The sequence below is a fragment of the Streptococcus oralis genome (genome assembly GCF_001578945.1).
Lineage (GTDB): Bacteria > Bacillota > Bacilli > Lactobacillales > Streptococcaceae > Streptococcus > Streptococcus oralis_Q.
Genome location: NZ_KQ969550.1, coordinates 262,429 through 271,539, shown reverse-complemented (window position 1 = coordinate 271,539; position 9,111 = coordinate 262,429). Strand labels below are relative to the sequence as shown.

The 9,111-nt window shown below is 43.8% G+C and carries 10 protein-coding genes and 1 pseudogene; 10 read left to right on the top strand and 1 reads right to left on the bottom strand.

Going from position 1 to position 9,111, the window contains the following annotated elements:
* The 10 genes and pseudogenes from SORDD16_RS01290 to tig form a co-directional block, all read left to right on the top strand.
* Positions 1–449 (top strand): annotated as a pseudogene (locus SORDD16_RS01290) (N-acetylmuramoyl-L-alanine amidase family protein); the annotation flags it as partial.
* 117 nt (positions 450–566) lie between these two features.
* Positions 567–1,445 (top strand): mevalonate kinase, encoded by an 879-nt coding sequence (gene mvk / locus SORDD16_RS01285; RefSeq protein ID WP_061452051.1) that lies wholly within the window; start codon positions 567–569, stop codon positions 1,443–1,445.
* Positions 1,427–2,380: a diphosphomevalonate decarboxylase gene (mvaD, locus tag SORDD16_RS01280; protein WP_061452050.1), complete on the top strand. Its 954-nt coding sequence runs from the start codon at positions 1,427–1,429 to the stop codon at positions 2,378–2,380. Before mvk ends, mvaD begins: the two co-directional genes overlap by 19 nt.
* Complete coding sequence (locus SORDD16_RS01275) at positions 2,367–3,374, top strand: phosphomevalonate kinase (protein WP_061452049.1); 1,008 nt, start codon at positions 2,367–2,369, stop codon at positions 3,372–3,374. The genes mvaD and SORDD16_RS01275 overlap by 14 nt, the downstream gene beginning before the upstream one ends.
* Complete coding sequence (gene fni, locus SORDD16_RS01270) at positions 3,358–4,359, top strand: type 2 isopentenyl-diphosphate Delta-isomerase (RefSeq protein WP_061452048.1); 1,002 nt, start codon at positions 3,358–3,360, stop codon at positions 4,357–4,359. Before SORDD16_RS01275 ends, fni begins: the two co-directional genes overlap by 17 nt.
* A 204-nt stretch (positions 4,360–4,563) precedes the next feature.
* Positions 4,564–5,262: a cell wall-active antibiotics response protein LiaF gene (liaF, locus tag SORDD16_RS01265; RefSeq protein ID WP_061452047.1), complete on the top strand. Its 699-nt coding sequence runs from the start codon at positions 4,564–4,566 to the stop codon at positions 5,260–5,262.
* The gene (locus tag SORDD16_RS01260) at positions 5,259–6,257 is read left to right on the top strand and encodes an envelope stress sensor histidine kinase LiaS (protein ID WP_061452046.1); all 999 of its coding nucleotides are present in this window, start codon (positions 5,259–5,261) and stop codon (positions 6,255–6,257) included. Before liaF ends, SORDD16_RS01260 begins: the two co-directional genes overlap by 4 nt.
* Before the next feature lie 10 nt (positions 6,258–6,267).
* Positions 6,268–6,900, top strand: coding sequence for a response regulator transcription factor (locus SORDD16_RS01255; protein ID WP_061452045.1), 633 nt, complete (start codon positions 6,268–6,270; stop codon positions 6,898–6,900).
* Entirely contained in the window at positions 6,901–7,557 is a 657-nt protein-coding gene (locus SORDD16_RS01250; RefSeq protein ID WP_061452044.1) for a DNA alkylation repair protein, read from the top strand.
* A gap of 90 nt (positions 7,558–7,647) precedes the next feature.
* On the top strand, positions 7,648–8,931 hold the full coding sequence (gene tig, locus SORDD16_RS01245) for a trigger factor (protein ID WP_061452043.1): 1,284 nt from the start codon (positions 7,648–7,650) through the stop codon (positions 8,929–8,931).
* Positions 8,932–8,967: 36 nt separating this feature from the next.
* Here the strand turns inward: tig and SORDD16_RS11045 are convergent.
* Positions 8,968–9,111 (bottom strand): transposase (locus tag SORDD16_RS11045; protein ID WP_164966467.1); only part of this gene is annotated, 144 nt, incomplete at its 5' end.

Below are 9,111 nucleotides of genomic sequence, written 5' to 3'. Positions count from 1 at the left end.
TCCGTTCATCAGGTGCTATGGCGACTGGCTGGATTAAGGATGGTTCGACTTGGTACTACCTAAATGCAAGTAATGGCGATATGAAGACAGGCTGGGCTTATGTTGGTAACAAGTGGTACTATCTCCGTTCATCAGGTGCTATGGCGACTGGCTGGTATAAGGAAGGCTCCACTTGGTATTATCTAAACGCAAGTAATGGGGATATGAAGACAGGCTGGGCTTATGTCGGTAATAAGTGGTACTACCTCCGTTCATCAGGAGCTATGGCAACTAGTTGGATTAAAGATGGTTCGACTTGGTATTACCTCCATGCAAGTAATGGTGACATGAAGACGGGTTGGTTTCAGGTCAATGACAAATGGTACTATGCTTATAGCTCAGGTGCTTTAGCAGTTAGTACAAGAGTGGATGGCTACTACGTCAACTATAATGGCGAATGGGTCCAATAATGAAAGAGGCGATTGTGAAGGAAACAATCGCTTTTTTTGTGAAAATATAATAAAATAGATAGGAGAAAATACTACTGTATGAAATGAGACGGTCTTTCCGTCTGGTTAAAGGAAAACATGACAAAAAAAGTTGGTGTCGGTCAGGCACATAGTAAGATTATTTTAATAGGGGAGCATGCGGTCGTTTACGGCTATCCTGCCATTTCTCTCCCTCTCTTAGAGGTGGAGGTGACCTGCAAGGTGATCCCTGCTGAAAGCCCGTGGCGTCTTTATGAGGAGGATACCTTGTCCATGGCAGTGTATGCTTCGCTGGAGTATTTGGATATCAAAGAAGCCTGCATTCGCTGTGTGATTGACTCGGCTATCCCTGAAAAACGGGGAATGGGTTCGTCAGCGGCTATCAGCATAGCGGCTATTCGAGCTGTTTTTGACTACTATCAAGCCGACCTGCCTCATGATGTACTAGAAATCTTGGTCAATCGGGCTGAGATGATTGCCCATATGAATCCGAGTGGGTTGGATGCTAAGACCTGTCTCAGTGACCAGCCCATTCGCTTTATCAAGAATGTTGGTTTTACAGAACTTGAGATGAACCTATCTGCCTATTTGGTGATTGCTGATACGGGCGTGTATGGTCACACTCGTGAAGCTATCCAAGTGGTTCAAAGCAAGGGGAAGGATGCTCTGCCGTTTTTGCATGCCTTGGGAGAATTGACCCAGCAAGCAGAAGATGCGATTAGACGAAAAGATGCTGAAGGACTGGGACAAATCCTCAGTCAAGCGCATTTACATTTAAAAGAAATTGGTGTCAGCAGCCCTGAAGCAGACTCCCTCGTTGAAACGGCTCTTAGCCATGGTGCTCTAGGTGCCAAGATGAGTGGTGGTGGGCTTGGAGGCTGTATTATCGCCTTGGTAGCCAATCTGGACCAAGCGCAAGAACTAGCAAAACGATTAGAAGAGAAAGGAGCTGTTCAGACATGGATCGAGAGCCTGTAACAGTACGTTCTTACGCAAATATTGCCATTATCAAATATTGGGGAAAGAAAAAAGAAAAAGAGATGGTTCCTGCTACTAGCAGCATCTCTCTGACTTTGGAAAACATGTATACAGAGACGACCTTGTCGCCTCTACCGACGGATGCGACTGCTGATACCTTTTATATCAATGGTCAGCTTCAGAGTGAGGCTGAGCATGCCAAGATGACTAAGATTATTGACCGCTACCGTCCAGATGGTGAGGGCTTTGTTCGTATTGACACTCAAAACAATATGCCTACTGCAGCAGGCTTATCTTCTAGCTCCAGTGGTCTCTCCGCCTTGGTCAAGGCTTGCAATGCTTATTTCCAGCTTGGATTGGATAGAAGTCAGTTGGCGCAGGAAGCTAAGTTTGCCTCAGGTTCTTCCTCTCGCAGTTTTTATGGACCACTCGGTGCTTGGGATAAGGATAGTGGGGAAATTTACTCTGTAGAGACAGACCTGAAACTAGCTATGATCATGTTGGTGCTGGAGGATAAGAAAAAACCAATCTCTAGTCGTGATGGGATGAAACTCTGTGTGGAAACATCAACCACTTTTGAAAACTGGGTTCGACAGTCTGAACAGGACTATCAAGATATGCTGGTCTATCTCAAAGAGAATGACTTTGCCAAGGTTGGGGAATTGACTGAGAAAAATGCCCTAGCTATGCACGCTACGACCAAAACAGCATCGCCAGCTTTTTCTTATCTAACGGATGCTTCCTATGAAGCGATGGAATTTGTCCGTCAACTTCGCGAGCAAGGAGAAGCCTGCTACTTTACCATGGATGCTGGTCCCAATGTCAAGGTCCTCTGTCAAGAGGAAGACTTGGAGCATTTATCTGAAATCTTCGGTCAACGTTACCGCTTAATTGTGTCAAAAACAAAGGATTTGAGCCAAGATGATTGCTGTTAAAACTTGCGGAAAACTCTATTGGGCGGGTGAGTATGCTATTTTAGAGCCAGGACAGTTAGCCTTGATAAAGACCATCCCCATCTATATGAAGGCTGAGATTACCTTTTCTGATAACTATCGTATCCACTCAGATATGTTTGATTTCGCAGTGGACTTGACGCCAAATCCTGACTACGGCTTGATTCAAGAAACGATTGCTTTGATGGGGGACTTCCTCGCCAATCGTGGTCAGACTTTGCGACCTTTTTCCTTGGAAATCCGTGGAAAAATGGAACGGGAAGGCAAAAAGTTTGGTCTGGGTTCTAGCGGTAGCGTCGTTGTTTTGGTTATCAAGGCCTTGCTGGCTCTATATGATATTACGGTTGATCCGGAACTCTTGTTCAAGCTGGCTAGCGCAGTCTTGCTCAAGCGAGGCGACAATGGTTCTATGGGAGACCTTGCCTGTATTGTGGCAGAGGATTTGATTCTCTACCAGTCATTTGATCGCCAAAAGGTGGCTGCTTGGTTGAAAGAAGAAAGCTTGGCAACAGTTTTGGAGCGTGATTGGGGCTTCTCTATCTCACACGTACAACCTGCCCTAGAGTGTGATTTCCTAGTGGGATGGACCAAGCAAGTGGCCGTATCGAGTCAAATGGTTCAGCAAATCAAGCAAAACAATAATCAGAATTTTTTAACTTCCTCAAAAGTAACGGTGTCTGCTTTGGTAGAAGCCTTGGAGCAGGGGAATGCAGAAAAAATTATCGAGCAGCTGGAAACAGCCAGTCAACTTTTAGAAGGTTTGAGCCCAGATATTTACACGCCTTCGCTGAGACAGTTGAAAGAAGCCAGTCAAGATTTGCAGGCTGTTGCAAAGAGTAGCGGCGCTGGTGGTGGTGACTGTGGGATTGCCTTGAGTTTTGATGTGCAATCAACTGAAACCTTAAAAAATCGCTGGGCCGATCTGGGGATTGAGCTCTTATACCAAGAAAGGATTGGATATGACGACAAATCGTAAGGACGAGCACATCCGCTATGCCCTTGAGCAGAAAAGTTCCTATAATAGCTTTGATGAGGTGGAGTTGATTCACTCTTCCCTGCCTCTTTATGACCTGGATGAGATTGATTTGTCTACAGAATTTGCAGGTCGAAAGTGGGACTTTCCTTTTTATATCAATGCCATGACGGGTGGAAGCGATAAGGGGAGAGAAATCAATCAAAAGCTGGCTCAGGTGGCAGAAGCCTGTGGGATTTTGTTTGTGACGGGATCTTATAGCGCAGCCCTCAAAGATCCAACAGATGACTCTTTTTCTGTCAAATCTAGCCATCCAAAGCTCCTCCTTGGTACTAATATTGGATTGGACAAGCCTGTTGAGTTAGGACTTCAGACTGTAGAAAAGATGAATCCTCTTCTCCTCCAAGTGCATGTTAATGTCATGCAGGAATTACTCATGCCCGAGGGAGAAAGAAAGTTTCGAAGCTGGCAATCGCATCTGGCAGACTATAGCAAGCAAATCCCTGTTCCTATTGTTCTCAAGGAAGTGGGGTTTGGGATGGATGTGAAGACCATCGAAAGAGCCTATGAACTGGGCGTTCGAACTGTTGATCTATCGGGTCGTGGTGGGACTAGCTTTGCCTATATCGAAAATCGTCGCAGTGGCCAGCGTGATTACCTTAATCAATGGGGTCAGTCTACTATGCAAGCCCTTCTCAATGCCCAAGACTGGAAAGACAAGGTCGAACTCTTGGTCAGTGGTGGCGTTCGGAACCCTCTTGATATGATTAAGTGCTTGGTCTTTGGTGCCAAGGCTGTAGGACTGTCACGAACCGTTCTGGAATTGGTCGAAACCTACACAGTGGAAGAGGTGATTTCCATTGTTCAAGGTTGGAAAGCAGATCTACGCTTGATCATGTGTGCCCTTAACTGTGCCACCATAGCGGATCTGCAAAACGTAGACTATCTTCTTTACGGTAAACTAAAAGAAGCAAAAGATCAGATATAGAGGGGTCGGGACAAGAAGCCCGCCTTTTTTATGTATAGTGACCTCTAGTGAACACTTCATTGTTACTTTTCATAAACTTCAATACTCCAGTGAATTTTTTAAAGTTAGTTAAAACAAGCAATTTCTGACCTGTCGACTTTTTCCATCCTCAGACCGAGGTGACTTTTTTGAATTGTGATAAAATAGAAGGGAGAGGATGCGTCTATGAAAAAATTTCAAATCTTTTTATTTATTGAAGCCTGTCTATTGACGGGAGCTCTGATTTTGATGGTATCAGAGCATTTTTCGCGTTTTCTGCTGATTCTATTCCTCTTTTTGCTTTTGCTTCGTTATTACACAGGTAAAGAAGGCAACAACGTTTTCCTCCTTGTGGCGACCATTCTTTTCTTTTTCATCGTCATGCTCAATCCCTTTGTGATTTTAGCCATCTTTGTAGCGGTCATATACAGCCTCTTTCTTCTCTATCCGATGATGGATCAAGAAAAAGAGGAGACCGACTTGGTCTTTGAAGAGGTAGTGACGCTTAAAAATGAACGCAATCCTTGGTTTGGCAATCTCCATCATTTCTCTAGTCATCAGACCTGCCAGTTTGACGATATCAACCTCTTTCGCCTGATGGGAAAGGACACCATTCATTTGGAAAGAGTCATCCTAATCAATCATGACAATGTCATTATCCTTAGAAAGATGGTCGGAACGACTAGGATTATCGTACCTGTTGATGTGGAAATCAGCCTCAGTGTTAACTGTCTTTATGGAGATCTAACATTCCTCCATCAACCCAAGCGATCCCTCCGCAATGAACACTATCATCAGGAAACCAGAGACTACCTCAAGAGTAACAAGAGCGTCAAAATTTTCCTGACTACTATGGTTGGCGATGTGGAGGTGGTCAGAGGATGAAAAAGCAATCGTACCTATTAATCGGGCTGACTTCTTTCCTCTTTATCCTCTTTTTGACTAATAGTTTACTAGATATTTTTGAACTGGATTGGTCCTATTTGCTACAAGATATCGAGAAAACAGAGAAGTTAATCTTCTTGATCTTGGTCTTTAGCCTTTCCATGACCTTCTTTTTTGTCCTCTTTTGGCGCGTGATAGAAGAAGTCTCTCGAAGAAAAATGCAAGTCAATCTCAAGCGCTTGTTAGCAGGAAAAGAGGTGGTTTCTTTTGCAGATCCAGACTTGGATGCCAGTTTCAAGTCCTTGTCTGGCAAGCTTAATCTCTTGACAGAGGCTGTTCAAAAGGTTGAAAATCAAGGCCTGGTCAGGGAAGAAGAAATCATAGAGAAAGAACGGAAGCGGATAGCACGTGACCTGCACGATACGGTTAGTCAGGAGTTGTTTGCGGCCCATATGATTTTATCAGGTGTCAGTCAGCAGGTTTTGAAGCTGGATAGAGAAAAGATGCAGACCCAGTTGCAAAGTGTCGCAGCCATCCTTGAAACAGCCCAGAAAGATTTGCGGGTCTTGCTCTTGCATTTGCGACCTGTTGAGTTGGAAGAGAAGAGTTTGGTTGAGGGGATTAACATCCTCTTAAAAGAGCTAGAGGACAAGAGCGACCTCAAGGTTAATCTCAAGCAAAATGTGTCTAAATTGCCCAAGAAGATTGAGGAACATATCTTCCGTATTTTGCAGGAGTTGATCAGCAATACCCTCCGCCATGCCCAGGCATCTTGCCTAGATGTCTACCTCTATCAGACAGACGTTGAACTGCAGCTGAAGGTGGTGGACAATGGAATTGGTTTCCAGTTGGGGAGTTTAGATGACTTGAGTTATGGACTGCGAAATATCAAGGAGCGGGTTGAAGATATGGCAGGAACGGTTCAACTTTTGACAGCTCCAAAGCAAGGACTGGCGGTTGATATCCGTATTCCCCTGCTAGACAAGGAATCATAAAGGAGTAGAGATGAAAATTTTACTTGTAGATGACCATGAAATGGTCCGATTGGGCTTGAAAAGCTATTTTGATCTCCAAGACGATGTGGAAGTTGTGGGCGAGGCGGCCAATGGGGCTCAAGGTATTGAGTTGGCCTTGGAACTGCGTCCAGATGTTATTGTCATGGATATCGTCATGCCTGAGATGAATGGGATTGATGCTACCTTAGCCATCCTCAAAGAATGGCCTGAAGCCAAGATTTTGATTGTGACCTCTTACCTAGACAATGAAAAAATCATGCCAGTCTTGAACGCTGGTGCTAAAGGTTATATGCTCAAGACTTCTAGTGCAGACGAATTGCTCCATGCCGTTCGTAAGGTGGCAGCGGGCGAGCTGGCTATTGAACAAGAGGTTAGCAAGAAGGTCGAATACCACCGCAATCATATGGAACTTCATGAGGAATTGACTGCGCGTGAACGTGACGTGCTTCAACTGATTGCCAAGGGCTACGAAAATCAACGCATCGCAGATGAACTCTTCATCTCTCTCAAGACGGTCAAGACCCATGTGTCCAACATCCTAGCCAAGCTTGAGGTCAGTGATCGCACCCAGGCAGCGGTCTATGCCTTTCAGCACCATTTGGTGGGGCAAGAGGACTTTTAGATGAATCTTGCAGATTTACTTGGGGAGTTAGAGGCGGCAAAAGACCCTGAGAAAGCAGGCTCCATGGAAGCCTATATGCGCCATCAATTTCCCTTTCTAGGCATTGCAGGTCCTGAAAGAAATGCACTCTATAAAAAGTACTTTCCAAGCGCGAAAAAAACAAGAGATATTGACTGGGATTTTGTAGACACTTGCTGGGAAAAGGAGCCTAGAGAATACCAATATGTGGCTGCCAACTATTTGAAAGCCATGCAGTCTTATCTAACGAAGGACGATTTGCCTAAGCTTGAGCGCCTGGTCGTGACTAAGTCTTGGTGGGACACGGTAGATATCCTAGATCGAGTAGTAGGAAGTTTGGTGGCTAACCATCTGGAACTTGAAGAAGTGCTTTTAAAATGGAGCCTATCTGGAAATATCTGGCTGAGACGAGTTGCCATTGACCACCAGTTGTTAAGAAAAGAGAAAACAAATGTCCAACTGATGGAAAAGGTCCTACTAAACAATCTGGACCAGACAGAATTTTTTATCAATAAAGCCATTGGCTGGGCTCTAAGAGACTACTCCAAGACCAATCCTGAATGGGTAGCAACTTTCATCGAAAAAAATAAGGAAAGAATGGCTGAACTTAGTATCAAGGAGGCAAGCAAGTACCTTTAGCATCGTTGAAAAGCGCATTCATTACTTGAAAAAAGTCGCTATTATATGGTATAATGGACTGTATTAAAAATTTTAAGGAGAAATGACAGAATGTCTGTATCATTTGAAAACAAAGAAACAAACCGTGGTGTCTTGACTTTCACTATCTCTCAAGACCAAATCAAACCAGAATTGGACCGTGTATTTAACTCAGTAAAGAAAACTCTTAATGTTCCAGGTTTCCGTAAAGGTCACCTTCCACGTCCTATCTTTGATAAAAAATTCGGTGAAGAAACACTTTACCAAGATGTGTTGAACGCTCTTTTGCCAAACGCTTATGAAGCTGCAGTAAAAGAAGCTGGTCTTGAAGTGGTTGCGCAACCAAAAATTGACGTCACTTCAATGGAAAAAGGTCAAGACTGGGTTATCACCGCTGAAGTCGTGACAAAACCTGAAGTTAAATTGGGTGACTACAAAAACCTTGAAGTATCAGTAGATGTAGAAAAAGAAGTAACAGATGCTGACGTTGAAGAGCGTATCGAACGCGAACGCAACAACTTGGCTGAATTGGTTATCAAGGAAGCCACCGCTGAAAATGGCGACACTGTCGTCATCGACTTTGTTGGTTCTATCGACGGTGTTGAATTTGACGGTGGAAAAGGTGAAAACTTCTCACTTGGCCTTGGATCAGGTCAATTCATTCCTGGTTTTGAAGACCAATTGGTTGGACACTCAGCTGGCGAAACTGTTGATGTAGTCGTAACATTCCCAGAAGACTACCAAGCAGAAGACCTTGCAGGTAAAGAGGCTAAATTCGTAACAACTATCCACGAAGTAAAAGCTAAAGAAGTTCCAGCTCTTGATGATGAACTTGCAAAAGACATCGACGAAGAAGTGGAAACTCTTGACGAATTGAAAGAAAAATACCGCAAAGAATTGACTGCTGCGAAAGAAGAAGCATACAAAGATGCCCTTGAAGGTGCAGCAATCGATAAAGCTGTAGAAAACGCTGAAATCGTAGAACTTCCAGAAGAAATGATCCACGAAGAAGTTCATCGTTCAGTAAATGAATTCCTTGGAAACTTGCAACGCCAAGGTATCAACCCTGACATGTACTTCCAAATCACAGGAACTACTCAAGAAGACCTTCACAAACAATACGAAACAGAAGCTGAGTCACGTACCAAGACTAACCTTGTTATCGAAGCAGTTGCCAAAGCTGAAGGATTTGACGCTTCAGAAGAAGAAATCCAAAAAGAAATTGAGCAATTGGCAGCAGACTACAATATGGAAGTTGCACAAGTACAAAACTTGCTTTCAGCTGATATGTTGAAACATGATATCGCAATCAAAAAAGCTGTTGAATTGATCACAAACACAGCAACAGTAAAATAATCGGCTCTTTGTCGACTGTAGTGGGTTGAAGAAAAGCTAAGATCGAGAAAGGACGAATTTCGTCCTTTCTTTTTTGATGTTGAGAGCGATAAAAATCCGTTTTTTGAAGTTTTCAAAGTCCCGAAAACCAAAGGCATTTCGTTTGATGAGTTTAATGAGATTATTGGTCGCTTCTAATTT

Coding starts and splice junctions, on each gene's coding strand:
- mvk (WP_061452051.1), top strand. CDS start 567: ATGACAAAAAAAGTTGGTGTCGGTCAGGCACATAGTAAGATTATTTTA.
- mvaD (WP_061452050.1), top strand. CDS start 1,427: ATGGATCGAGAGCCTGTAACAGTACGTTCTTACGCAAATATTGCCATT.
- liaF (WP_061452047.1), top strand. CDS start 4,564: ATGAAAAAATTTCAAATCTTTTTATTTATTGAAGCCTGTCTATTGACG.
- fni (WP_061452048.1), top strand. CDS start 3,358: ATGACGACAAATCGTAAGGACGAGCACATCCGCTATGCCCTTGAGCAG.
- SORDD16_RS01250 (WP_061452044.1), top strand. CDS start 6,901: ATGAATCTTGCAGATTTACTTGGGGAGTTAGAGGCGGCAAAAGACCCT.
- SORDD16_RS01275 (WP_061452049.1), top strand. CDS start 2,367: ATGATTGCTGTTAAAACTTGCGGAAAACTCTATTGGGCGGGTGAGTAT.
- tig (WP_061452043.1), top strand. CDS start 7,648: ATGTCTGTATCATTTGAAAACAAAGAAACAAACCGTGGTGTCTTGACT.
- SORDD16_RS01260 (WP_061452046.1), top strand. CDS start 5,259: ATGAAAAAGCAATCGTACCTATTAATCGGGCTGACTTCTTTCCTCTTT.
- SORDD16_RS01255 (WP_061452045.1), top strand. CDS start 6,268: ATGAAAATTTTACTTGTAGATGACCATGAAATGGTCCGATTGGGCTTG.